Here is a 24,905-nt window from a genome sequence, read left to right as displayed (position 1 = left end):
ATGCGGCCTTTTTGTTTTGAGCTTGCGGTCGGATCGGCTGATCCACGACACTGTCCAACCTGCATGAAGCAATTATTTCGTTGTGGAGGCTGCCGTCATGGCCCACGAACTGTATACCCGCACCAATCAGAAGATTTATTTCGCCGGCTTGTCGCTCGAAGCGCTGGCTCGCACTGAAGAAGGGCGGGCGATGAATTCGCTGGCGCTGATCCAGGCCGGGCGCGAATCCGCGCTGTTTCACCTGTACGGCGCGCTTTTGGGCCTGTGTCATGAAATCGCCGGTTTCTATCGCTTGCCCCAGGCCAATGCGCCCCGTGCAGAGTTGTTGCTGACTCGCGAAGTGCTGGAAACCATCGCCATTCCGGAAATGGCCGAGCTGGTCGAACTGGCCAATAATCCGGAAACCTGGCTGGCGAAGCTGTTGGCTGCCCATGCTGCGTTGTTTCAGCCGCCGCGCGCGCCCCACAAGCCAAAAGGGGACGTGACCCAGCCACTGATCCTGGCCGTCAATCTGGATGAAGAGGACGTGCCTGAAGAGTTGAGTCGTGAGGAGCTGGAGAGCTGGCGTCAGAATCTGAAAGGATTGGCGATCCGCTTTCGCGAAGGCCTGAACGAGTGCTGACAGAAATAGTTTCGGAATGGCATCTGGTCAAGATCCCGAGCGAAGCCTGGCCGATGCCTATATAATCCCCGCCTTTCGTGGAGAACAGTCCTTTATGCCAACGTCCTTTCTAGAAATTGTCGAGTTACCAGACGGCCGTATCGAGCTGCGCAGGGCCGAGGACGAGGGTTCTCTGGTTACTTTGGATTTCTCCGAGGACGCCAAGGCATTCCTGCAAGGGCAGCACGTGGAAGTCGCCAAGGCGATGTTGAGCGTGGGTGTTCAGATGGCCGGTCGCCTGGTTGAAGGCGAATTCGACAAGGAAGAGGGGACGCGGGTACTTCATTGAGCCCCGTCTGTCGCTTTTCTTGATGTCGTTACTCATCGGCTTCTCTGCCCCCTGGAGAAGCCTTGCGCGGTGAAACACGCGTCTTGTCTACCGGTTAACCCAGTCGAATATTCAGGCTCTGAGCGTCCCCGGTGCGGGCGGCGCTGATCAGTTGTTGCCGCGATTGGGGGCTCAACGGGTTGATCCAGCTGACCACCGTATGGCTACGACCCAGGCGCAGGGCTTCGCAGGTCAGTTGCTGGGCGCTCTGGGTGCCTCGTGGTTGCAGCAGCAGAATGCGCTCGCGGTTAAGGCCGGCATCTCGCAGCCAGGCTTGAGTCAGGCTGGCGGGCGGCGCGATCAGTGTCAGCCAGCGTGCATCCTGGTCCTGGCTCAATTCCCTGAGGATCGGTGCCAGAAGGCTCAGGCAGTTCCCGGCTGCACCACGCAGTGACAGCTCGCTGAAAACGTCAGGTTCGGCGCTCCAGGGGGACTCGACTACGTCTTTCAGAATCGGCGCCAATGGCTGTGCCATGAACGCTTCGAACAACGGCAGTTGGGTTTGCTGTGGTGATGTCTGTGGGAACTGCATGGTGCCTCCTTTAGCGGCGAATGACGCCGACACTCAAGCCTTCGATCACCAGTTCCTGGTCTTGAAGGTTCACTTCAATAGGGGCGAACTCGGGGTTCTCGGCGATCAGCCAGACTTTGCTACCGTCACGCTTGAAGCGTTTGACGGTCACTTCGTCGCCGATTCGCGCAACCACGATCTGGCCGTTACGGGCTTCGCGGGTGGTGTGAACCGCCAGTAGGTCGCCGTCGAAAATGCCGATATCCTTCATGCTCATCCCGTGGACGCGCAGCAGGTAGTCGGCGCGCGGATGGAAGAAGGCGGGATTGATGTTGCAGGACTCTTCGATGTGTTGCTGCGCAAGAATCGGGGCGCCGGCTGCGACCCGGCCAATGATCGGCAGGGTGGAGTCGTCGGCCTTGGCTTCGAAGCCGGGGATGCGAATGCCGCGGGAGGCGCCAGGCGTCATCTCGATTGCACCCTTGCGGGCCAGTGCCTTGAGGTGTTCTTCCGCCGCATTGGGCGACTTGAAACCCAGTTCCTGAGCGATTTCCGCACGGGTGGGTGGATACCCGTTGTCTTCCAGGCAGCGTTTGATGAAGGCCAGAATCTCTGCTTGTCGTGGCGTCAGCTTTAGCATATCGATCGCTCTGTTTTTTTATACAGTGACTGGGATTATATACAGTGCGACGGTCTTGGCAATGCTCCATTTTTCAGTCGCCGCCGGACGGTCAAACAGTCAGTGGATTGAAGCTTCGCCGTTGTGTGGTTAAATGTCTGACCGACCATTCCCGAAACGAACTGCCAGACTTGACAATGCACAGGTTGAAACGTATGTTTCAAACAAGTGTTTGTCAGGCGGAGTAGCCATGGCCCAGTCGGAAACCGTTGAACGCATTCTTGATGCAGCCGAGCAGTTGTTCGCGGAAAAAGGTTTCGCCGAAACCTCGTTGCGTCTGATCACCAGCAAGGCGGGTGTCAACCTGGCGGCGGTGAACTATCACTTCGGTTCGAAGAAGGCGTTGATTCAAGCGGTTTTCTCGCGGTTCCTCGGGCCGTTCTGCATCAGCCTCGATAAAGAGCTGGAGCGGCGTCAGGCCAAGCCTGAAATCAAGCCGACACTCGAAGAGTTGCTGGAAATCCTCGTCGAGCAGGCGCTGGTGGTGCAGCCGCGCAGCGGCAACGATCTTTCTATTTTCATGCGTCTGCTGGGGCTGGCGTTCAGTCAGAGCCAGGGGCACTTGCGTCGTTATCTGGAAGACATGTACGGCAAGGTGTTCCGCCGCTACATGATGCTGGTCAACGAAGCGGCGCCGCGTATTCCACCCATCGAACTGTTCTGGCGCGTGCACTTCATGCTGGGTGCGGCGGCGTTCAGCATGTCCGGTATCAAGGCCTTGCGCGCGATTGCTGAAACCGACTTCGGCGTGAACACCTCGATCGAGCAGGTCATGCGCCTGATGGTGCCATTCCTGGCCGCCGGCATGCGTGCCGAATCCGGCGTTACCGACACGGCCATGGCCACGGCCCAGTTGCGTCCGCGTAGCAAATCGACACCGGTTGCCGCCAAGGTTTAACCGCATACGGGTGGGCGCGGCAGCTGACATCCGCTAAGCTAGCCGCCCATGCCGACTCTCGTTCTGAACCCGTTTCCCATTGATATCGCCGACCTGCCGGGCACAGCGTCTGGCGGCGAATTCGTGTGGGCCGGGTTTTCTGTTATCAAGGAAATTTTATGACTGCTGGCTTGCAAGGCTCGTTGATGGTGGACGTCGCCGGTACCTGGCTGACGGCTGAAGATCGCCAATTGCTGCGCCAGCCCGAAGTGGGTGGCCTGATCATCTTTGCCCGTAACATCGAGCATCCACGTCAAGTGCGCGAGCTGAGTGCGGCCATTCGCGCCATTCGTCCCGATCTGCTGCTGGCGGTGGATCAAGAGGGCGGCCGCGTGCAGCGCCTGCGCCAGGGTTTCGTGCGCTTGCCCGCCATGCGCGCCATTGCCGACAACCCGAACGCCGAATACCTGGCCGAGCAGTGCGGCTGGATCATGGCCACCGAAGTGTTGGCTGTTGGACTGGACCTGAGCTTCGCCCCGGTGCTCGACCTCGATTACCAGCGCAGCGCCGTTGTCGGCACCCGTTCGTTCGAAGGTGATCCCGAGCGTGCGGCCTTGCTCGCGGGTGCATTCATCCGCGGCATGAATAGCGCAGGCATGGCGGCCACCGGCAAGCACTTCCCTGGCCACGGCTGGGCCGAGGCGGATTCCCACGTCGCGATTCCCAACGACGAACGCAGCCTCGACGAGATCCGCGTCAAGGACCTGGTGCCTTTTGCCAAACTGAGCAAGCAACTGGCCGCGGTCATGCCGGCCCACGTTATTTATCCACAGGTCGATTCCCAACCCGCCGGCTTCTCCCGCCGCTGGTTGCAGGACATCCTGCGCGGCGAGTTGCAGTTCGATGGCGTGATCTTCAGTGACGACCTGTCCATGGCGGGCGCCCACGTGGTCGGCGATGCTGCCAGCCGTATCGAAGCGGCACTGACTGCCGGTTGCGACATGGGGCTGGTGTGCAACGATCGCGCTGCCGCCGAACTGGCCCTGAGCGCTGCCCAGCGTCTGAAGGTCAAGCCATCCGAGCGTATTGCGCGGATGCGCGGCCAGTCGTTTGCCGGCACCGAATACCGTCAGGACCCGCGCTGGCTGGCCGCTGTCGGTGCGCTCAAAGAAGCTCAATTGATTGATTAAGGACTGTTCGTTATGACGGTTTACGCGATTATCGGTGGCACTGGCCTGACTCAACTCGAAGGCCTGAGCATTCGCCAGTCACTGGCAGTGGACACGCCTTATGGCGCACCTTCGGCCGAAGTGCAGATCGGCGAGTATGCCGGCAAGGAAGTGCTGTTCCTCGCGCGTCACGGCCATCCGCATCGTTTCCCGCCGCATCAGGTGAACTACCGCGCCAACCTCTGGGCGCTGAAGCAGGCCGGTGCCGAAGCCATTCTGGCGGTCAACGCTGTGGGAGGCATCCATGCCGCCATGGGCACCGGGCATTTTTGCGTGCCACATCAGTTGATCGACTACACCAGCGGTCGTGAGCACACCTATTTTGCCGATGACCTGGAGCACGTCACCCATATCGACTTCAGCTACCCCTACAGCGAACCGTTGCGCCAGCAACTGATTGCGGCATTGGCGGCGGAAGGTGTGGGCTACAGCAGTCATGGCGTATATGCCTGTACTCAAGGGCCGCGCCTGGAGACAGTGGCTGAAATCGCCCGACTGGAGCGCGACGGCTGCGACATCGTCGGCATGACCGGTATGCCGGAGGCGGCCCTGGCCCGCGAACTGGAACTGGATTACGCCTGTCTGGCGCTGGTGGTGAACCCGGCGGCGGGCAAGTCGACGGCGGTGATCACCATGGCCGAGATTGAGCAGGCATTGCATGACGGCATGGGCAAGGTGAAATCGACACTGGCGCGGGTGCTCAAGGGTTGAGTCCCGCTTGATACCGAGTTGACTTCATCGCGAGCAAGCTCGCTCCCACAGGATTTGTGGCGTTCGTAGAATTTGCGTTCGACGCGGTTAATGTGGGAGCGAGCCTGCTCGCGAAGAGGCCGGTTCAGACGCCGAAAGTCTCAACGCTTTTCGAGGTTTTCCGGCAGCGGCGCAAACAGCGCCTCAATATCATCGTTCTGCAGTTTCCAGTCCCCGGCCTTGCGCCCATCCAGCACGCCGGCCGCGAGGTCGGATTTTTCCTTTTGCAGGTGCTGAATCTTTTCTTCCACCGTGCCCCGCGCAATCAGTTTGTAAACGAACACCGGCTTCTCCTGGCCGATGCGATACGCGCGGTCGGTCGCCTGGTTTTCCGTCGCCGGGTTCCACCACGGGTCGTAATGAATCACCGTGTCCGCTTCGGTCAAGTTCAGGCCAACGCCACCGGCCTTCAGGCTGATCAGAAAAATCTGACGCTTGCCACTCTGGAACTCTTTCACGGGTGTGCGGCGGTCGCGGGTCTGGCCGGTCAGCAGGGCGTAGGCCACGCCGCGTTTGTTCAGTTCGTCTTCGATCAGCGACAGCATTGAGGTGAACTGCGAGAACAGCAGGATCCGTCGACCTTCCTCGAACAATTCCTCGAGCATTTCCATCAGGCTGTCGAGCTTGCCCGACGTGCTGCCACGGCTTGGCAGGGTCGCCTCGTTGACCAGGCGCAAGTCACAGCACACCTGACGCAGCTTGAGCAGGGCTTCGAGAATGATGATCTGGCTGCGGGCCACGCCTTTGCGGGTGATCTCGTCGCGGACCTTCTTGTCCATGGCCAGGCGCATGGTTTCGTACACATCGCGCTGGGCCTCGTTGAGTTCGACCCAATGGATGATCTCGGTTTTCGGTGGCAACTCGGTGGCCACCTGTTCTTTGGTACGGCGCAGCAGGAAAGGTTTGATCCGGCCGTTGAGGTGCTGAAGCCTGACCTCGCTGGTGCGTTTTTCAATCGGCACGCGGTAATCGCGGTTGAAGCTTTTCACATCGCCCAGCCAGCCGGGCAAGAGGAAGTGAAACAGCGACCAGAGTTCACCGAGATGGTTTTCCAGCGGCGTGCCGCTCAGGCACAGGCGCTGCCGGGCATTGAGCTCGCGGGCAGCCTGGGCGGCCTTGCTGGTCGGGTTCTTGATGTATTGCGCTTCGTCCAGCACCAGTATGTGCAAGGGCTGCGCCGCCAGGCGTTCGACATCCTTGGGCAGCAGCGCATAGGTGGTCAGGATCAGATCGTAATCAGCCAGCTTGTCGAAGTGCTTTTTGCGGCCGGCACCGTATAGCGCCAGTACCTTGAGCTGTGGCGTAAAGTGCGCCGCTTCGTCGAGCCAATTGGGGATCAGGCTGGTCGGCATCACCACCATGCACGGCCGATCGAGGCGGCCGGCGTTTTTCTCGCTCAGCACGTGGGCCAGTGTCTGCAGGGTTTTGCCCAGGCCCATGTCGTCCGCGAGAATTCCACCCACTTCCAGCTGCCGCAGCGATTGCATCCAGCTCAAGCCTTCAAGCTGATACGGACGCAGCGTCGCATTCAGGCCTTCCGGGGCGGTGGCCGTGTGGTCCTTGATGTCACGCAGGCGCTGGGCAAAAGTGCGGATCTGTTCGCCGCCCTCCCAGAGCAGTGGCATGCCTTCCAGCGGGTTCAGGCGCGTGGCATCGGCCTTGCTCAGGCGCAGCGTGGTGTCACCGGGCTCCTGCAGGTAGAACTCGCCGAGGGTGGCCAGCACCGGCTTCAAACGGCCGAAGGGCAGGGCGACTTGCAGCGGGCCGTACTCGGAGTTCGGGCGATTGGGGATATTCACCAGGATCAGCTCGTCGTCGCGGCGTCGGGCCAGGCGTTCCGGGTTGAGGATTTCGGTGTGGGAGCGCATCAGGTTGAGCAGGATCGGCAACAGGCTCAGGCGTTCGCCGTTGACGATGATCCCCAGTTCCAGGTCGAACCAGTCGCGCTCCGGAGCCTGTTCGACCGTGGCGTACCAGTCGTCTACCGCCGTCAGGTCGAACCCGAAGTCCTCGTCGATCTGCAATTCCCAGCCCTGGGTGCGCAGCTTCGGCAGCTCATTGAGGGTAAAGGTCAGCCAGGCGCTGTCATTGATCATCTCGAACAGCTCGCCGGCACTTTCCGGCAAGGCTTTGCTTTGCCGAGTGGCGACTTTGAAGCCGAGGATTCGCAACTGTTCCCGGTAGGACTGTTCCACGTCCGGGTGGCGTTTTATCCGCAGCGTCTGGGTTTCCTGGCGAATCAGGATGTCGGTGTTTTTCTGCCCGCAAACGTACTCGTCCAGGTAACTGAAAGACAGCGCCGCGCGATGCTGGATGTAACGCTGCATTCGGCCGTTGCGCGGTTCGAACGCGCTGAACTCTATGCTCGCCAGCCACAGGCGCGGGACGGGCTGCACATTGTCCACCAGCACTTGCGGCGGGGCTTTCGGGCTGCGGTTTTCCAGGACTGCCTGGAGTTTTTCCAGGAGTTCGGCGTCTTTGGCGGCAGCGGGGTAGTCGAGGGTTTCCTGCACTTGCAGAAGCACCGCCGCGCAATGTTTGCAGTTGCTGTGGACCGGGCAGGAGCAGGTGGCGTCGACCATCAGCAGCGTGCCCTTGGCTGACTCGCGCAGGCGAATGGTCTGACGGTAAACGTTACTGCCAGAGCCTTCGCAGGCGGCAATGATCGTGGCGTCGCCGGCCTCGACGATCCTGACACGATTCTCCAGCGCGTAACGGCGACCACGCTCCAGGCTCTGTTCCTTGAATCGGCTGACCCAGGATGGTGCCAGGGGTTTGCTCAGGGTCGCGGACATAGGGAATCAATCCGGAATTTCTTCGGGAGCTGCTCGGGGTGCGGGGGCGGTCAGCGAGGTGATCTTGATCAGCAGGCCGAGATGGCCGTTATCGAGGAAGTTCAGCTGGCCGTTCTTGGTGTGGCTTTCCTGTTTCAAGCGCTCGCTGGCGGTCACCATGCCATTGGCATCGATTTGGTTGACCCAGAAATCGGCGTCGACGTCGGTAAAGCGTCCCAGTTTCATGTTCAGTGTGCCCTCGATCGGGAACTGACCATATTGTTCCTTGCCGTCGCTGATTGCCACTTTGCTGGCCGTTTCGCCGAGGGGCTGTTGCCAGGCCTTGTGCAGCAACACCGTGTAGTCGGCGCTGCTGGTGAGTTTTTCCACCTCGCCATTCAGGCTTGGCGTGCGCAGGCTGTCGGTGCTGACCGGTTGGGCGCCAGCCGCCCAGTCTTCCGGCGCGGCGCGGCTGACAATCGCCGGTACGGCGTTTTGACGGACCAGAATCATTTCGACCTGATACAGGTCATCGGCAAATGCCGTGGGTGCGACCAGTGCTGGCATCAACAGGGTCAGCAGGGTCAGTGAGCGAAACAGGCGCATGCGGCGTCCTTCAAGCAGTTTTCGGAACGAGGCGCTCGAACAGCGCCTCTACAGTATTAAAGCGCTCTTCCGGGCGCTCCATCGGAACCATGAACTTGAACATCGTGGCGCCTTCGAATTTGTAGCGTTTTGGCTGGCTCTGGATCAGTTTGATCAGGGTCAGCGGGTCGACCGGCGTCTGTGCGGCGAACTCGACGCGACCGCCTTGCGGGCCGCCATCGACTTTCTTGATGCCCAGTTGCTCGGCCTGCAATTTCAATGCAGTGATGCGGATCAGGTTCTTGGTCGGTTCCGGCAACAGGCCGAAACGGTCGATCATCTCCACCTGCAAATCCTTGAGGCCGTCCTCGTCGGTGGCCGAGGCAATGCGCTTGTAGAGAATCAGGCGGGCGTGGACATCCGGCAGGTAGTCTTCCGGGATCAATGCCGGTACCCGCAAGTTGACTTCCGGACCGCCGCCAAGCGGTTGATCGAGGTTCGGTTGCTCGCCCTTGCGGATCGACTTCACCGCGCGCTCGAGCATTTCCATGTACAGCGTAAAGCCGACGGCCTGGATCTGCCCGCTCTGGCCGTCGCCGAGCAGTTCGCCGGCGCCACGGATTTCCAGGTCGTTGGTGGCGAGCACGAAGCCCGCGCCGAGGTCCTGGGTATTGGCAATCGCTTCCAGGCGCTTTTCCGCGTCCGGGGTGATTTGCTGGCGCGGCGGCGTCAACAGGTAGGCGTACGCCTGGTGGTGACTGCGTCCGACCCGGCCGCGCAACTGGTGCAACTGTGCCAGGCCGAACTTGTCGGCACGCTCGATGATGATGGTGTTGGCGCTCGGCACGTCGATGCCGGTCTCGATGATGGTCGAGGCGATCAGCACGTTGAAGCGCTTGTGATAGAAGTCGCTCATCACCTGTTCGAGATCGCGTTCACGCATCTGGCCATGACCGATGCCGATCCGTGCTTCCGGCACCAGTTCGGCGAGGTCGGCGGCGCATTTCTCGATGGTCTTCACGTCGTTGTGCAGGTAGTAGACCTGGCCACCACGCAGCAGCTCACGCAGCAGGGCCTCTTTGACCGTGCTCTTGTTCTGTTCCATGACGAAGGTGCGTACCGACAGGCGACGGGCCGGCGGCGTGGCGATGATCGACAGGTCGCGCATGCCCGACACCGCCATGTTCAGCGTGCGCGGAATCGGCGTGGCGGTCAGGGTCAGGATGTCGACTTCGCTGCGTAGCGCCTTGAGCTGTTCTTTCTGGCGCACGCCGAAACGGTGTTCTTCGTCGATGATCACCAGGCCAAGGTTTTTGATCTTCACGTCGTCCTGCAGCAGCTTGTGCGTGCCGATGACGATGTCGATCTTGCCTTCAGCCAGGTCTGCGACCGCCGCATTCACTTCCTTGGCCGACTTGAAGCGGCTCATCACTTCCACGGTCACCGGCCAGTCGGCGAAGCGGTCGCGGAAGCTGTTGTAGTGCTGCTGGGCGAGCAGGGTGGTCGGCACCAGGATCGCCACCTGGCGACCGCCGTGCACGGCGATGAACGCGGCGCGCATCGCCACTTCGGTCTTGCCGAAGCCAACGTCGCCGCACACCAGGCGATCCATCGGCTTGGGCGCAAGCATGTCTTCGCGCACCGCTTCGATGGTGGTTTGCTGGTCCGGGGTTTCTTCGAACGGGAAACCGGCGCTGAAGGTGGCGTAGTCGGCCTTCGGATCGGCGAAAGCGTAGCCTTCGCGGGCTGCGCGGCGGGCATAGATGTCGAGCAACTCGGCGGCGACGTCGCGCACCTGTTCGGCGGCTTTGCGCTTGGCCTTCTGCCAGGTCTCGGAGCCGAGGCGGTGCAGCGGGGCCAGGGCATCGTCGCTGCCGGTGTAGCGGGCGATCAGGTGCAAGTTGGCCACCGGCACATAAAGCTTGGCGCCTTCGGCGTATTCCAGGGCAAGGAATTCGGCGGCCTGGTTGTCAATTTCCAGGGTCGCCAGGCCCAGGTAGCGGCCGACGCCGTGGTCGATGTGCACCACCGGCGCGCCTTCGCGCAGCTCGGTGAGGTTCTTGATGACGGCATCGTTGTTGGCATCGGCGCGCTTTTCGCGGCGACGGCGCTGCATCACGCGCTGGCCGAACAACGGGCTTTCGGCGACGAGGGCCAGGGCCGGGTCGTCGAGCAGCAAGCCTTCGTCGAGCGGTGCGATGGTGATCGCCAGGCGTTCCTTGCCGGCGACAAAGTCCGGCCAGCTGTCGACGGTTTTCGGTCGCAGCTTCAAACGTTCCAGCAGCTCCAGCAACACTTCGCGGCGGCCTGCCGATTCGGCGGTGAACAGCACGCGACCGGGGAACTGGTCGAGGAACTCGGCCAGTGCCGCCATTGGCTGAGTGGCCTTGGCTTCGATGGCCAGGTTCGGCAGCTCCCGAGCGGGGAAGCGCTCGCGACCGCCACCGCTTTCCACGTCCTGTTGACTGGCCACCACGCGCGGCCAGTTCTTCAAGCGTGCGAAGCAGTCTTCTACCGGCAGGAACAGCTCTGCAGGCGGTAATAAAGGGCGGGACGGGTCGACGCGGCGTTCTTCATAGCGATTGCGCACGTCGTTCCAGAAGTTTTCCGCGGCCTGTTCGATGCCGGGCAGCGAGAACACTTGGGTGTCCTGGGGCAGGTAATCGAACAGCGTCGAGGTTTCTTCGAAGAACAGCGGCAGGTAGTACTCGATACCGGCCGGGGTAATCCCGCTGCTCAAGTCCTGGAAGATCGGGCAACGGCGGAAATCGACATCGAAGCGCTCGCGGAAGCGCGCCTTGAAGCGAGTGACTGCTTCTTTTTGCAGCGGGAATTCCTTGGCCGGCAACAGCTTGACCGAATCAACCTTGTCGATCGAACGCTGGTTCTCCGGGTCGAAGGTGCGCAGGGTTTCGATTTCGTCGTCGAACAGATCGATGCGATACGGCAGCTTGCTTCCCATCGGGAACAGATCGATCAGCGAGCCGCGAACGGTGAACTCGCCGTGCTCATACACCGTATCGACGTAGCGATAGCCCGTGGCTTCAAGGCGGGTGCGCATTTGCTCGACGTCAAGCTTCTGGCCGATATCCAGCACCAGGCTGCTGCCGAGCAGGAACTTGGTCGGCGCGAGGCGATGCAGGGCGGTCGTGATCGGCACCACCAGTACGCCATGGCTCAGTTCCGGCAGCCGGTACAGGCTGGCGATGCGCTGGGAAATGATGTCCTGGTGCGGCGAGAACAGGTCGTAGGGCAGGGTTTCCCAGTCGGGAAAGTGCAATACGGGTAAATCCGGGGCGAAGAAAGCCAGCTCCTGTTCCAGCCGTTCGGCACTTTGGCTGTCGGCGGTCAGCAGCAGGGTAAAGCGCTTGGCAGCGCTGGCGGCCTCGGCGATGGCCAGGCTCAGGGCGGCACCGGGCAGGTTGCCCCAGTGCTGTTTACCTGCCGCGGCAGGGAGAAGCGGTAGACGCAGAACGGGCACGGAAGGTTGAGCTCCAAGCGTTGCGACAAAGTCGGCAATTGTAGCGGTCAACGATGCCGCCTGTCAGTTGCTGACTGCGTCTAAAGCACGGGTTTGGTGAAATGTAGTGGTAAAGACAAAATTCGACGCTTTTTTGCCGGGAATTACTGAATATGTAGTGGCAAAAACAACGAGTGTTACGGAGGGTTACGGATAAGGAGGCGTAACCTCCAAAAAATTGACTGCGCTGCAAGCCCCGGTTTTATTGGGCTTGCGCGAGGCGTAATTTTTTTGAACGACGAATTGTTACGTAAAGCACGACGGGCGCGCATTGCTACCGCTGTCACTCGGCGGCATAATGTAGCCCCTTTTTTCTGCCCCTACATGTGGAAGGTTCCCGTGACTCAGAAGCCCGACCAGTGTCTTGGTGAATGGATCGACCGTGAAGCACTCGCAGAAGCGATGATTCCGCTTATCGGTCAGCTCTACCGCAATAACAACGTGGTGAGCTCGATCTATGGCCGCAGCCTGATCAATCGTTCAGTCATTGCGATTCTCAAAGCTCACCGCTTTGCTCGTCACCGTCAGTCCGACGAAAGCGAGCTGTCCGTCCACGAAACATTCCCGCTGATCAAGGCGATGAGCGAACTCAAGCTCGGCGCCGCTTCGGTGGACCTGGGCAAGCTGGCGGCCAAATTCAAGGCCGAAGGCAATGGCCGTACTGCCGAGCAGTTCGTCCGTGAAGAACTGGCTGACGTGGTTGGCCAGCAAAACGCATCGGCCCGCAAAGGCACCGACGTTGTCCTGTACGGCTTCGGTCGTATCGGCCGTCTGCTGGCGCGCATCCTGATCGAGAAAACCGGTGGTGGCGACGGCCTGCGCCTGCGCGCCATCGTTGTCCGCAAGGGCGCCGAGAACGACCTGGTCAAGCGTGCCAGCCTGCTGCGCCGCGACTCGGTCCATGGTCCGTTCGATGGCACCATCACCATCGATGAAGCCAACAACACCATCACCGCCAACGGCAACCTGATCCAGGTTATCTACGCCAAGAGCCCGGCCGAAGTCGACTACACCCAGTACGGCATCGAAAACGCTCTGATCGTCGACAACACCGGTGTATGGCGTGACGCTGACGGCCTGGGCCAGCACCTGACCTGCCCGGGCGCTGCCCGCGTGATCCTCACCGCACCTGGCAAGGGCGCGCTGAAGAACATCGTGCACGGCATCAACCATGGCGAAATCACCCCTGACGACAAGATCATCTCGGCGGCTTCCTGCACCACCAACGCCATCGTGCCGGTGCTCAAGGCAGTCAACGACAAGTACGGCATCATCAACGGCCACGTCGAAACCGTTCACTCGTTCACCAACGACCAGAACCTGATCGACAACTTCCACAAGGGCAGCCGTCGTGGCCGCGCCGCGCCGCTGAACATGGTTATCACCGAGACCGGTGCCGCCACCGCAGCCGCCAAGGCGCTGCCAGTGCTCAAGGGCAAGCTGACCGGCAACGCGATTCGCGTTCCTACGCCGAACGTGTCGATGGCCATCCTGAACCTGAACCTGGAAAAGGCCACCACTCGCGAAGAGATCAACGAGTACCTGCGCCAGATGGCCATGCACTCGGATCTGCACAAGCAGATCGACTACGTCAGCTCCCAGGAAGTGGTTTCCACCGACTTCGTTGGCTCGCGCCACGCAGGCGTAGTGGACGCGGAAGCGACCATCACCCAGGATAACCGCGTTGTTCTGTACGTCTGGTACGACAACGAGTTCGGTTACAGCTGCCAGGTGGTTCGCGTGATGGAAGACATGGCCGGTGTAAACCCGCCAGCATTCCCGCGCTAAGCCTTTAGCTGCACATGAAACGCCCCGGCCTTGGTCGGGGCGTTTTTGTTTGTGTGTTCCTCAGGCTTTCCTTACCGAATAAATACGCTTTGGAAGCACTCCTGTAGGAAAAGGATTGTTTCGTTTGGCGAAACTTCTTAATCGTTCCTCTGCCGCTGCCGTTAGGGTCGCGACGCTGTTAGCGTCCGCCGCATTATTTCTGAACACCCTTCCAAGGATAAGGATTTTGAAATGAATGCACCTTTGCAGCCTTTGTATACCAACGATGTTTCCCCAGAGTATCTGCGCAGTCTGGACAATCCACACTTCACTGAGCAGCAAATTGCGCAATTCCATGAGCAAGCCCAAGTGGCTGTGCGTCAACAGCAGACTTACATCGACACTCATCCTGCTATCGCCATCTTCCGGTGCGCAACCGAGGGCAGTCAGACCCGTAACGGCGGGGTGATCCAGCAAGGGACAGGGCCGCTGGAATTCAAGTTGGAAAATGGACGGTCGGTGCGCGTAGCGCGAAAAGGCGACTACGTCCTGTATGCCGATGGCAGTACGGCGCAAATCATCACCAGCGCAGGGCAAGACAACAATGATGTGGCGCTGGTCGGCAGCGTGCTCAGCAATGGCGATGAGATCATCAATACGCCGCAAGGCGGCTAAGTGTTTATTGCGCGCGAAGGTGTACCGAAGGTCGAAGATTTTTTGCCATCAGTCGCGGACTGAGTGACGAGGTCTGGCGCTGCCCAAGGCTGTCTCAGTGCTGCGTTGCTTAAATGCTAACGCAGCTGACGGTCGCAACCCATGGCCGTAAACCTTCTGGTGGCGGCCGGAAGTAATGGAGAAGAAACTCAATGAAAGAAGGACATTTCATCGGTCTGAATGACCGAACCACCTGCGGTGGAAAAGTTCTCGATGGTGATACCCGGATCATGATGTATGGCGTTGCGCATGCCTGCGATGGTGATCGAGTCACGTGTGGAAAGGACGGAAAGACGTATCGGATAGTCGGTGGCATTTCGTACATGATCAGCCATGGAAAACCCATGGCTGGCACGCTGGACAGTTACAGTAATTGCCCCTGCAAAGCTCGGCTAATTCCCTCCGTAATTACAGCCACGTATCAAAGCAACGCAAGCCCTGCACAGCCGGCCACCAGGGCTGCAGGCTCACCGGCGGCTCCGGCTGAAAACAGCTTTACAGCCAGGCCTAAGGTGGTTGATATGAGCTTGGCAGATAAAATCTCTGCACAACCCGGCGACCTTGGTGGAAGCGAAGCCTGTAACCATCCAGACCAGATGGAAGAGCTTGCCAGCTACATCACAAGTGAGATGAATAGGAACATCAAGCATCCGTCCGTGTTGAAAATGAAAGAGCTGATGAGCTACGACAGCAGCGCGGAAGCCAGGAAATTTCGGGCGTTACCCTGGTACGCCAGACTGGCTGGACCACCGAATTTCAACGGAATTGCATTGATGAATAAGCTAGAGGCGATGGCGATCTGGACTAAACAAGTGGGTCAAAACATGGAGTGGGATCACAAACCGAAACTGCGGGCGATGTACAACGATGACGTCTGGCACAAGCAAGGCCGATATGACTACTACTACGATATTTGGTCGAACATCCATTATGGGTACATCGGCATAGCAGGTGGGCTTTCACAAAGCGTATTGTTGGATGGTGCGGGAGTTGAACAAATTGGTTCGGACACAAAAAGGTGGATTGAAGACCGTAAGAAATACCCAGGTCCGCATCTAACTGCGAGTCTAGTTGACGGACTGCGGGCATTTGACGATGTAGCTGATAGGGTGGCGATAAGTATTGGTGTGAAACTCGCCAGTCAATACGCAAACGGCGGAGTAACAGCGGAAATCATCGTGAACGAAGTTCTGGCAGTCGCACCCGAAAACTGGGGAGATGGAGTTCGTGACCACTCCTGCACGTAAAAGAGGTCAATCTTTTAAAAGGTGGTTATGGATTCCGATTGTGTATCTGGCCATCACCCACTGGGATATTGCGCTACCTACGGTTAATATTCACTATTCCGAGAGCGGAAGGGAGGAGCTCAGATACATCTGGAATGTCCAAGATCGGGTATACAAAGGAGGGATGCAGCCCGGCGGAGGCACAGTCGATAATGGTCACCTGTTTCCGGATGATAATTTTTTTATGGAAATCTCCTGGTGGAGCAAAAATGTTCGTGCTCACTGTGTGAACATAACTCCGAAGTGGCCTAATACGGATATCTATCTTGATGCCAATGGTGATATTGATCTCAGCGAAGGCAGCGACACTGATTCGGATCGCTTGAAACAATGTATCACAGATACCGCGAGCCCCTGAAAGACGCCAAGTTCAGAGCGGATCGGTTTCACAAGATTATCAGTATCCCCAAATGCAAATAAAAAGGGTGCTGCTTTTGTTTAAACGTAGACTGCTAGCAATATTGCTTCTGATGTATTTTGTCTGGTATGTCTCCGTGCCGAGGGTGAAAGTCTATTTCTCAGAGGTGGGGGGCGGGCAGTTGAGTTTTGTTCTAAATACTCAGCACGATATATTTCGAGGGCGAATCTCCCCTGGCCAATCTACAGGAGGCCCCGGCCATATTTTTAAAGATTATAATTTTTTTATGCAGTTCGACTGGACTGTCTCTGGGAAAAGTCATTGCGTAAGGATAAGTCCTAAGTGGCCAACGACCAGTATATATATTGGAGCAGATGGAGTTCTCGATAGCGGTCACGCTAGTGCAACCGATTCAGATCGATTAACGGAATGCCCTCGGCAATGAGTACAACATCAAAAAAGAAAACGCTCCGGCACTCATTCTACGGCCGGCCCTTGGACTGAATTGTGAACATGGGATGATAAAGTGTCGATAAACATCGGTATAAAGCTCGCCAATCAGCACCCTGAAGGTGTGATAACGGCGCAGATGATCATGAATAAAGTGCTGGCAGTTCCAAAAGAGAGCTGGGGGGATGGAGTTCGTGTCCACGTCTGTAAGTAAACCAAGATCACGTTACATTAAGTGGCTATGGATTCCGTTGCTACCGCTATTACTGCTCCTGCTGGTGCTTCTGCTGATTGTCCTCTGGCGAATTATTGTGCTGCCTACCGCAATCGTCCATTACTCCAAGAACGGCGTTGACGAACTGCGGTTCATCTGGAGTGTGCAACACCGGATTTACAAAGGAGGCCTCCCTTCAGGCAGCAGCACACGGGATCATGGGGTCTTGTTTCCAGGTGAGAAGTTTTTCATGGAGATCTCTTGGTGGAATGATAAAGATCTCCGGCACTGCGTAAATATCACCCCGACATGGTCCAATACGCACATCTACCTCGATGCCAACGGCGACATTGATCTCAGCGAAGGCAGTGGCACGGATTCGGATCGACTAAGACAATGCGTCACCGATAACGCGACTCCATGAAAAGCCCCCGTTTGCAGCCGTTGCTGTTCGGTCAAGTATTTAGTAGGAGCGAGCTTGCTCCGGGCGGCGTTTCGATGATGCAGCCTAGAGCGCTGCGTTTAACTGGTAAGCACGCGTTATCGTTGACGACCATCGCGAGCGAGCTCGCTCCTACAGGGATTGGTGGTGTTTGCGCGGTAGTGATCACACCAGCCGTCCAATTTAGGAGCGAGCCTGCTCGCGATAGCGGTCTGAGAGGACTATCAATGCTGAATGTGATGGCCTCATCGCGAGCAGGCTCGCTCCTACAGTTCTGTCGCATAATGGCTAGCCTTGGCGGCGTGTCAGGGATTCTTGGAGATGCAGGATTTGTTCAAGTGGCGGCTGCATGGCCTTGGGGCTCTGATCATCATGCTGTCCGCCTGCGGCAATGGCGACGCTCTGGAAAGCTTCGGCGGCCCGACCATGGGCAGCACTTACTCGATCAAGTATGTGCGCCATGCCGGCCTTCCGGCGCCGGACGAAGTCCGCGTCCAGGTCGAGCAGATCCTTGCTGACATTGACCGGCAAATGTCGACCTACCGCAGCGACTCGGACATCGAGCGCTTCAATGCATTGCCGGTCAACGGCTGTCAGGTTATGCCGGCGTCGATCCTCGAATTGGTCCGCGTGGGCGAGCAACTGTCAGTGCAAAGCGACGGTTCCTACGATCTGACGGTGGAACCGTTGCTCAATCTCTGGGGATTTGGCCCACAAGCCCGCGGGGAAAAAGTCCCGACCGCCGAAGCCCTCGCCGAAGCCCGCAAGCGCGTCGGCCATGAACACTTGCGCATCGATGGCGACCAGTTGTGCAAGGACGCCGCCGTCGAGGTCGACTTCAACAGCATCGCCGCCGGTTATGCGGTGGACACGATTGCCGCAAGACTCGAGGCGATGGGCATCCATGACTACCTCGCCGAGGCCACGGGTGAGCTCAAGGCGTCCGGCAAGAAGGCTGATGGCTCGCCATGGCGCATTGCCCTGGAGGAGCCGCGGGATGACCGGCAGGTGGCCGAGCGGGTCATTGTCGTCGACGGCTATGGCCTGTCTACCTCCGGCGACTACCGGAATTATTTCGAGCAGGACGGCCAGCGTTTTTCCCACACCTTTGATGCCCGCACCGGTTCTCCGGTCTCACACACACTGGCGTCCGTCACAGTGATTCATCCTTCAGCGTTGATGGCCGATGGCTTATCGACGCTGTTGCTGATTCTCGGTCCGGAGCGCGGTTGGGACTACGCAGAAAAACACGATATCGGCGCATTTTTTGTGATTCGTGCCGATACAGGTTTCGTCACACGCAGCAATCACGCTTTTGAACGCCTCAGTGGCAAAAAAACCGAATGATTTCGGCGATTTGAGCATTGAAAACTGGCGTTGTAGCGCAGGCAAAAGTAGCCTACGACGCGACCAAGGGTTAATGTGCGCGGCGTTGACGCTTCTATAGACTGTGTCCGGGTTCTGCACTGGCCCCAAATTGTTCCTTCATGCCACGCATTGGCGTGATTTAGCCGCAGGTGCCGAGGGTGCCGCGGCCTGTTCTGAGGAGTACGCATGGCTGTCTACAACTACGACGTGGTGGTGTTGGGTTCCGGCCCGGCGGGGGAAGGCGCGGCAATGAACGCCGCCAAGGCAGGGCGCAAGGTGGCGATGGTCGATAGCCGTCGCCAGGTCGGCGGCAACTGCACTCACTTGGGCACCATCCCGTCCAAGGCACTGCGTCACTCGGTGCGGCAGATCATGCAGTTCAACACCAACCCGATGTTCCGAGCCATTGGTGAGCCGCGCTGGTTCTCGTTCCCGGACGTGTTGAAAAGCGCCGAGAAAGTCATCTCCAAACAAGTCGCTTCGCGTACCGGCTATTACGCCCGTAACCGCGTCGACGTGTTCTTCGGCACCGGCAGCTTCGCCGACGAGCAAACCATCGAAGTGGTCTGCGCCAACGGCGTGGTCGAAAAACTGGTGGCCAAGCACATCATCATCGCCACCGGTTCTCGTCCTTATCGCCCGGCGGACATCGATTTCCACCACCCGCGCATCTACGATAGCGACACCATCCTCAGCCTCGGTCACACCCCGCGCAAACTCATCGTTTACGGCGCCGGCGTGATCGGTTGCGAATACGCCTCTATCTTCAGCGGCCTGGGTGTATTGGTCGAACTGGTGGACAACCGTGGCCAGCTGCTGAGCTTCCTTGACTCGGAAATTTCCCAGGCTCTGAGCTATCACTTCAGCAACAACAACATCACGGTTCGCCACAACGAAGACTACGACCGCGTCGAAGGCGTGGACAACGGCGTGATCCTGCACCTCAAGTCCGGCAAGAAGATCAAGGCCGACGCCTTGCTCTGGTGCAACGGCCGTACCGGCAACACCGATCAGCTGGGTCTGGAAAACATCGGCGTGAAGGTCAACAGCCGTGGCCAGATCGAAGTCGACGAGGCGTACCGCACCTGCGTGCCGAACATCTACGGCGCCGGTGACGTGATCGGCTGGCCAAGCCTGGCCAGTGCCGCCCACGACCAGGGTCGTTCGGCCGCCGGCAGCATTGTCGATAACGGTAGCTGGCGCTTTGTGAATGACGTGCCGACCGGCATCTACACCATTCCGGAGATCAGCTCGATCGGCAAGAACGAGCAGGAACTGACCCAGGCCAAGGTGCCGTATGAAGTGGGCAAGGCCTTCTTCAAGAGCATGGCGCGGGCGCAGATCGCCGGCGAGCCGCAAGGCATGCTGAAGATCCTGTTCCACCGTGAAACCCTGGAAGTACTGGGCGTTCACTGCTTCGGTTATCAGGCGTCGGAGATTGTGCACATCGGTCAGGCGATCATGAACCAGCCGGGCGAACTGAACACCTTGAAGTACTTCGTCAACACCACGTTCAACTACCCGACCATGGCCGAAGCCTATCGGGTAGCCGCGTACGACGGCCTCAACCGGCTTTTTTGACGGGCTCCGGCCGGTGGCCTGAGCCGGCCGGGGAGACCGATTTCAGCAATTCTCGAGCGTGGCAGTGGCCAAACCGGGAAAGTCTGTAATCAGGCTGTCAACGCCGAAGTCGGCGAGCCTGCGCATCAGCGCGGGCTCGTTGACGGTCCATACCGACACATGCAGCCCCTGACGCTGCGCCCGTTGCAGGCGTTCCGGCGTGCACAGGGTCCAGTTCAGCGCCAGAATCTCACAGCCATAGCTGGCCGCAACCTTCAGCGGGTCGAGCCAGGCATACTCGGCCACCAGCCCGCGGGATACGTCCGGCACCAGTTCCAGCGCTGCCTTGAGCACTTCACGGGAGCTCGAAGTGATGGTCACCTTGTCCATCAGTCCATGACGCTGCACCATTTCGCGAATCGCCAGTACGGTGGTCGCGGCACGCATCCTTGATGCGCTTTTGACTTCCAGTTGCCAGTGATCGAAGTCGCATTTCTCGAACAGTTCTTCCAGCGTCGGAATCGGGCACGGCTTGATCCAGCCCGGGCCACCCTGGCGTGCGTCATACGTCACCAGCTCGGCCGCCGTGTGTTCGACGACCTTGCCGCGACGGTCCGTGGTGCGCTTGAGGGTCGGGTCGTGGATGACCATCAACTCGCCGTCTTGGGATAGGTGCAGGTCCAGTTCGCAGCGACGCACGCCGTGCTTGAGACATTCCTGAAAGCTGGTCAGGGTGTTTTCCGGTGCTTCGCCCTTGGCGCCGCGATGGCCGTAGATGAGGGTCACGGTTCTTCCTTAATTTAATTGCCTGATTCGAGTTGTTCGCGGGCCAGGCGTCGTTCCTGGGCCTGCTTTTGCAAGATGTGACGGGCCAGCAGTTGGCGCTGGGCGTCGGTCAGGTGTTCGAACTCGGTACCGACGTCATAGCCCTCGCCCTTGCGGTCGCAATGGGTGACGCGGGCGCGCAGCAGCAGGCCCAGGGCTTGCGGCATCAGCGCCAGCTTGACCGACAGGCGTGCGCCGACGGCAAGGGGCGATGGATGCTGAAAGTCGATGCCGCCTTCGGAGATGATCACCGACTGCGGTTCGCCGATCTGCCCGAGCACGGTCAGAGCGACGACCTGACTCAGCAAATCGATGCGTTTGTTCTGGGATTTGAGGAATGCGGCGGTCGTGCGGTCGCGTTCGCTGATCTGGCGCAACAGGTGTTGCGACTCGAATTCGCTCAGGTGCAGTTCGCTGAGCAAGTTGAAGAGAGGGGAAGCATCCTGCAACACTTCATGGCCTGCGGCTTCAGAAGCGGACAGGGGCCGAATTTCCAGTGCGATCGTATCCTCGATACGGTAGTATTCGCGGCGATCTTCTTCATCTAATGTCGACATGGCGAACCCATGGTAGCGGCGGTGGTCTGAGTGTAAAGCTGGTTATCGACCCCCGCCACAAGGACGTTCCTTTTCCCTCCGAACAAGCCCCGACATGTTCAGACCTCTCTTCGTATTTATCGGCACGCGTTACACCCGTGCAAAGCGTCGCAATCATTTTGTGTCATTCATTTCCCTGACTTCGATGATCGGGCTCGCCCTTGGCGTGGTCGTGATGATCGTGGTGCTGTCGGTGATGAACGGCTTCGATCATGAAATGCGCACCCGCGTGCTGGGCATGGTGCCCCACGCGACCATCGAGTCCGGCGAGCCGATCAGCGATTGGCAAAGCCTGGCCGCCAAGGTCAAGCAGAACCCGCAAGTGACGGCCGTGGCGCCGTTTACGCAAATGCAGGGTTTGCTGACCAACAACGGCAAGGTCTCGAAAGTGCTGCTCAATGCAATCGACCCGGCACAAGAGCGCCAGGTGTCGATCATCGATCACTTCATGACCCAGGGAAAACTCGACGACCTGGTGCCGGGTGAGTTCGGCATCGTCATCGGCGACAAGGCCGCGGCCAAGCTCGGTGCGGCCATCGGCGACAAGCTGACCTTCGTCGCGCCCGAAGTCACCGTGACCCCGGCCGGGATGTTCCCGCGCATGAAGCGCTTTACCGTGGTCGGCATCTTCCATGTCGGTGCCGGTGAGCTCGATGGCTATCTTGGCGTCACCAACCTGCAGGATCTGGCCCGGCTGCACCGCTGGAAACCGGATCAGGTCCAGGGCCTGCGCCTGAAGTTCGACGATCTGTTCCAGGCACCGCGTACTGCGTGGAGCATCGCCCGCGATCTCGGCGAAGACCGCTTCTACGCCCGCGACTGGACCCGCACCCACGGCAACCTGTACCAGGCGATCCGCATGGAAAAAGCCATGATCGGCCTGTTGTTGCTGCTGATCGTTGCCGTCGCTGCGTTCAACATCATTTCCACGCTGGTGATGGTGGTGAACGACAAGAAGGGCGACATCGCGATCCTGCGCACGCTGGGCGCCACGCCGGGCACGATCATGCGCACGTTCATGGTGCAAGGCACCGTCATTGGCGTGGTTGGCACGGCCATTGGCGCCGTGGTCGGGATCTTCGCCGCGCTGAACGTCAGCGCCGCGATCTCGGCCCTCGAAGGCCTGATCGGGCACAAGTTCCTCAACGCCGACGTGTACTTCATCGATTACCTGCCGTCGCAGGTGCAGAGCCAGGATGTGGTGATGGTCTGCTCTGCGGCGTTGGTCCTGAGTTTCCTCGCCACCCTGTATCCAGCCTGGCGTGCCGCGCGCACCCAGCCTGCGGAGGCGCTACGTTATGAGTGAGTCGGGCATGAGTGATAAAGCAATCTTGAGCTGCCGCAGCCTGGGCAAGTCCTACGAGGAAGGCCCGGAATCGGTGGAAGTGTTGGCCGGCCTGCAACTGGAGTTGCACCCGGGGGAGCGTGTGGCGATTGTCGGCAAGTCGGGCTCGGGCAAAAGTACCTTGCTCAACCTGCTGGGTGGCCTCGATACACCGACCAAGGGAAGCGTCTGGCTCGACGGTGAAGAGCTGTCGGCGCTGAGCGAGAAGAAACGCGGCCTGCTGCGTAATCGCGCCCTCGGCTTCGTGTACCAGTTCCACCACCTGCTGCCGGAATTCACCGCCCTGGAAAACGTCTGCATGCCTTTGCTGATCGGCAAGACCGCGATCCCCGAAGCGCGTCAGCGTGCCACGGCGTTGCTGGAGCGGGTAGGGCTGGGTCATCGCCTGGAACACAAGCCGGCCGAACTGTCCGGTGGTGAGCGTCAGCGCGTGGCAATCGCCCGCGCCTTGGTGAACAACCCGGGCCTGGTGATGCTCGACGAGCCGACCGGCAACCTCGATTCCCATACCGCCCAGGGGATCCAGGACTTGATGCTGGAGCTCAGCACCTCGATGCGCACGGCGTTCCTGGTGGTGACCCACGACATGAACCTGGCCCGCCAGATGGATCGCGTCCTGCATTTGCAGGAAGGTTGCCTCACTCCTATCTGATTGGCTGAAACCCGATGTCTGAAAAGGCGTCGGGTCTTTTATTTCCATACGGTGCCCCAGCGAATGTTCAGACCGTTATCGATCTTTATCGGCACGCGCTATACCCGCGCCAAGCGCCGCAATCGCTTTGTTTCCTTCATCTCGATGACCTCGATGATCGGCCTCGCCCTCGGCGTGCTGGCGATGATCGTGGTGCTGTCGGTGATGAACGGCTTCCAGCGCGAAATGAGCTCGCGCATCCTCGGCATGGTGCCGCACGCCACCATCGTCGGCGTCAATCCGATTGATGACTGGAAGCCCGTGGCAGCGGCGGCGATGAAAAACCCGGAAGTGACGGCGGCGGTGCCGTTCACCGAGATGGAGGGCATGCTGTCCTACAAGGGCACGATGCAGCCGATCCAGGTCAGCGGTGTCGACCCGGCGCTGGAAGGCCAGGTGTCGATCGTCGCCAAGCACATCGTGCAGGGCAGCCTTGAAGCCCTGAAACCGGGCGAGTTCGGCGTGGTGATCGGTGAGATCACGGCGCGCCGCTTCCGCTTGAACGTCGGTGACAAGATCACCCTGATCGTGCCAGAAGTCAGCAATGCGCCGGGTGGCATCACCCCGCGCATGCAACGATTGAATGTGGTCGGCGTGTTCAAGGTGGGCGCCGAACTGGACGGCACCATGGCGCTGATCCACATGGCCGATGCCGCGCAGATGCAGCACTGGGAGCCAAATCAGGTGCAGAGCGTGCGCCTGGCGGTGAAGGACCTGTATGCCGCGCCGCAAGTCTCGAGCGACATCGGCACGGGGCTGGGCGCCGCCTACAAGGCTGACGACTGGACCCACACCCAGGGCAGCCTGTTCAGCGCGATGAAGATGGAAAAAACCATGATCGGCCTGCTGTTGCTGATGATCGTCGCGGTGGCGGCGTTCAACATCATCGCAACCCTGATCATGGTGGTGAACGACAAGGGCGCGGACATCGCGATCCTGCGCACCATCGGCGCCACGCCACGGCAGATCATGGCGATCTTCATCGTGCAGGGCACGGTGATCGGCATCGTCGGCACCTTGATTGGCGGTGTGTTGGGGGTGATTGCCGCGCTGAACGTCAGCCAGATCGTGGGCTGGATCGAGCGGGTCAGCGGGCAGCACATCTTCAGTTCCGACGTGTATTTCGTCAGCAACTTGCCGTCCGAGCTGCAAGGCGCGGATGTGGCGTTGATCTGCACGGCGGGCTTTGTCATGAGCTTCCTGGCCACGGTTTACCCGGCCTGGCGGGCGGCGAAGATTGAGCCGGCTCACGCGTTGCGCTATTCGTAATCTGATATACCGCTTTCGCGAGCAGGCTCGCTCCCACAATTGACCGAGTTGACTCTGATCTAATGTGGGAGCGAGCCTGCTCGCGAAGAGGCCGGAACTGCCGGTC

General features: G+C 59.4%; 22 protein-coding genes. 15 read left to right on the top strand and 7 right to left on the bottom strand.

The window, feature by feature from the left end; all coding sequences use genetic code 11:
- Positions 1-97 precede the first annotated feature (97 nt).
- Both AABM52_RS21005 and AABM52_RS21000 read left to right on the top strand, forming a co-directional pair.
- Positions 98-622, top strand: a complete 525-nt coding sequence (locus AABM52_RS21005; RefSeq protein ID WP_347907678.1) for a DUF6586 family protein — start codon at positions 98-100, stop codon at positions 620-622.
- Positions 623-716: 94 nt separating this feature from the next.
- Positions 717-950 (top strand): hypothetical protein, encoded by a 234-nt coding sequence (locus AABM52_RS21000; protein WP_008023011.1) that lies wholly within the window; start codon positions 717-719, stop codon positions 948-950.
- A 94-nt stretch (positions 951-1,044) separates the two neighbouring features.
- Here the strand turns inward: AABM52_RS21000 and sulA are convergent, their stop codons facing one another.
- Together sulA and lexA are read right to left on the bottom strand one after the other, a co-directional pair.
- Positions 1,045-1,521 carry an SOS-induced cell division inhibitor SulA gene (sulA, locus tag AABM52_RS20995; RefSeq protein WP_007991406.1) on the bottom strand — a complete coding sequence of 159 codons (477 nt, stop codon included), beginning with the start codon at positions 1,519-1,521 and terminating at the stop codon, positions 1,045-1,047.
- 10 nt (positions 1,522-1,531) lie between these two features.
- Positions 1,532-2,140, bottom strand: a complete 609-nt coding sequence (lexA, locus tag AABM52_RS20990; RefSeq protein ID WP_007995278.1) for a transcriptional repressor LexA — start codon at positions 2,138-2,140, stop codon at positions 1,532-1,534.
- Positions 2,141-2,369: 229 nt separating this feature from the next.
- Here lexA and AABM52_RS20985 point away from each other — a divergent pair, with 229 nt between their 5' ends.
- The 3 genes from AABM52_RS20985 to AABM52_RS20975 all read left to right on the top strand — a co-directional run bounded on the left by AABM52_RS20985 (position 2,370) and on the right by AABM52_RS20975 (position 4,996).
- Positions 2,370-3,077, top strand: a complete 708-nt coding sequence (locus AABM52_RS20985; RefSeq protein ID WP_007974041.1) for a TetR/AcrR family transcriptional regulator — start codon at positions 2,370-2,372, stop codon at positions 3,075-3,077.
- 158 nt (positions 3,078-3,235) lie between these two features.
- Positions 3,236-4,246 carry a beta-N-acetylhexosaminidase gene (gene nagZ / locus AABM52_RS20980; RefSeq protein ID WP_347907675.1) on the top strand — a complete coding sequence of 337 codons (1,011 nt, stop codon included), beginning with the start codon at positions 3,236-3,238 and terminating at the stop codon, positions 4,244-4,246.
- Positions 4,247-4,258: 12 nt separating this feature from the next.
- Positions 4,259-4,996, top strand: coding sequence for an S-methyl-5'-thioinosine phosphorylase (locus AABM52_RS20975; protein WP_007991412.1), 738 nt, complete (start codon positions 4,259-4,261; stop codon positions 4,994-4,996).
- Positions 4,997-5,136: 140 nt separating this feature from the next.
- Here AABM52_RS20975 and AABM52_RS20970 read toward each other — a convergent pair whose 3' ends face one another.
- The 3 genes from AABM52_RS20970 to mfd are packed head-to-tail and all read right to left on the bottom strand — an operon-like array spanning position 5,137 to position 11,875.
- Positions 5,137-7,830 carry a DEAD/DEAH box helicase gene (locus tag AABM52_RS20970; RefSeq protein ID WP_347907674.1) on the bottom strand — a complete coding sequence of 898 codons (2,694 nt, stop codon included), beginning with the start codon at positions 7,828-7,830 and terminating at the stop codon, positions 5,137-5,139.
- Between the two features lie 6 nt (positions 7,831-7,836).
- Positions 7,837-8,415, bottom strand: coding sequence for a CsiV family protein (locus AABM52_RS20965; RefSeq protein WP_347907672.1), 579 nt, complete (start codon positions 8,413-8,415; stop codon positions 7,837-7,839).
- Between the two features lie 10 nt (positions 8,416-8,425).
- Positions 8,426-11,875: a transcription-repair coupling factor gene (gene mfd, locus AABM52_RS20960; protein ID WP_347907671.1), complete on the bottom strand. Its 3,450-nt coding sequence runs from the start codon at positions 11,873-11,875 to the stop codon at positions 8,426-8,428.
- A gap of 363 nt (positions 11,876-12,238) precedes the next feature.
- On the opposite strand from mfd, the gene AABM52_RS20955 reads away from it, so the two are divergent.
- The 7 genes from AABM52_RS20955 (at position 12,239) to sthA (ending at position 20,094) form a co-directional block, all read left to right on the top strand.
- The gene (locus AABM52_RS20955; RefSeq protein ID WP_347907669.1) at positions 12,239-13,702 is read left to right on the top strand and encodes a glyceraldehyde-3-phosphate dehydrogenase; all 1,464 of its coding nucleotides are present in this window, start codon (positions 12,239-12,241) and stop codon (positions 13,700-13,702) included.
- Between the two features lie 231 nt (positions 13,703-13,933).
- Positions 13,934-14,356, top strand: coding sequence for a hypothetical protein (locus AABM52_RS20950; protein WP_347907667.1), 423 nt, complete (start codon positions 13,934-13,936; stop codon positions 14,354-14,356).
- A 191-nt stretch (positions 14,357-14,547) separates the two neighbouring features.
- Positions 14,548-15,642, top strand: coding sequence for a polymorphic toxin type 44 domain-containing protein (locus AABM52_RS20945; RefSeq protein ID WP_347907666.1), 1,095 nt, complete (start codon positions 14,548-14,550; stop codon positions 15,640-15,642).
- The gene (locus tag AABM52_RS20940; RefSeq protein WP_347907664.1) at positions 15,623-16,039 is read left to right on the top strand and encodes a hypothetical protein; all 417 of its coding nucleotides are present in this window, start codon (positions 15,623-15,625) and stop codon (positions 16,037-16,039) included. Before AABM52_RS20945 ends, AABM52_RS20940 begins: the two co-directional genes overlap by 20 nt.
- A gap of 635 nt (positions 16,040-16,674) precedes the next feature.
- Positions 16,675-17,127, top strand: a complete 453-nt coding sequence (locus AABM52_RS20935; RefSeq protein ID WP_347907662.1) for a hypothetical protein — start codon at positions 16,675-16,677, stop codon at positions 17,125-17,127.
- A gap of 339 nt (positions 17,128-17,466) precedes the next feature.
- On the top strand, positions 17,467-18,492 hold the full coding sequence (locus tag AABM52_RS20930; protein WP_347907660.1) for an FAD:protein FMN transferase: 1,026 nt from the start codon (positions 17,467-17,469) through the stop codon (positions 18,490-18,492).
- 207 nt (positions 18,493-18,699) lie between these two features.
- Entirely contained in the window at positions 18,700-20,094 is a 1,395-nt protein-coding gene (gene sthA / locus AABM52_RS20925) for a Si-specific NAD(P)(+) transhydrogenase (protein ID WP_007984277.1), read from the top strand.
- A gap of 42 nt (positions 20,095-20,136) precedes the next feature.
- Here sthA and AABM52_RS20920 read toward each other — a convergent pair whose 3' ends face one another.
- Positions 20,137-20,859: a glycerophosphodiester phosphodiesterase gene (locus tag AABM52_RS20920; protein ID WP_347907658.1), complete on the bottom strand. Its 723-nt coding sequence runs from the start codon at positions 20,857-20,859 to the stop codon at positions 20,137-20,139.
- 14 nt (positions 20,860-20,873) lie between these two features.
- Positions 20,874-21,455, bottom strand: a complete 582-nt coding sequence (locus AABM52_RS20915) for a PilZ domain-containing protein (protein WP_347907656.1) — start codon at positions 21,453-21,455, stop codon at positions 20,874-20,876.
- Between the two features lie 94 nt (positions 21,456-21,549).
- Between AABM52_RS20915 and AABM52_RS20910 the strand changes: the two genes are divergently transcribed.
- The 3 genes from AABM52_RS20910 (at position 21,550) to AABM52_RS20900 (ending at position 24,799) form a co-directional block, all read left to right on the top strand.
- A complete protein-coding gene (locus AABM52_RS20910) occupies positions 21,550-22,800 on the top strand; it encodes a lipoprotein-releasing ABC transporter permease subunit (protein ID WP_007995293.1) in 1,251 nt (416 codons plus the stop codon).
- 7 nt (positions 22,801-22,807) lie between these two features.
- Positions 22,808-23,491, top strand: coding sequence for a lipoprotein-releasing ABC transporter ATP-binding protein LolD (gene lolD, locus AABM52_RS20905; RefSeq protein ID WP_173677889.1), 684 nt, complete (start codon positions 22,808-22,810; stop codon positions 23,489-23,491).
- A 63-nt stretch (positions 23,492-23,554) separates the two neighbouring features.
- Complete coding sequence (locus AABM52_RS20900) at positions 23,555-24,799, top strand: lipoprotein-releasing ABC transporter permease subunit (RefSeq protein ID WP_347907654.1); 1,245 nt, start codon at positions 23,555-23,557, stop codon at positions 24,797-24,799.
- The last annotated feature ends 106 nt before the right edge of the window (positions 24,800-24,905 follow it).

The sequence above is a fragment of the Pseudomonas grandcourensis genome (assembly GCF_039909015.1).
Taxonomy (GTDB): domain Bacteria; phylum Pseudomonadota; class Gammaproteobacteria; order Pseudomonadales; family Pseudomonadaceae; genus Aquipseudomonas; species Aquipseudomonas grandcourensis.
The sequence above is the reverse complement of the archived record's forward strand: the minus strand, read 5'-3'. Positions and strand labels throughout refer to the sequence as shown.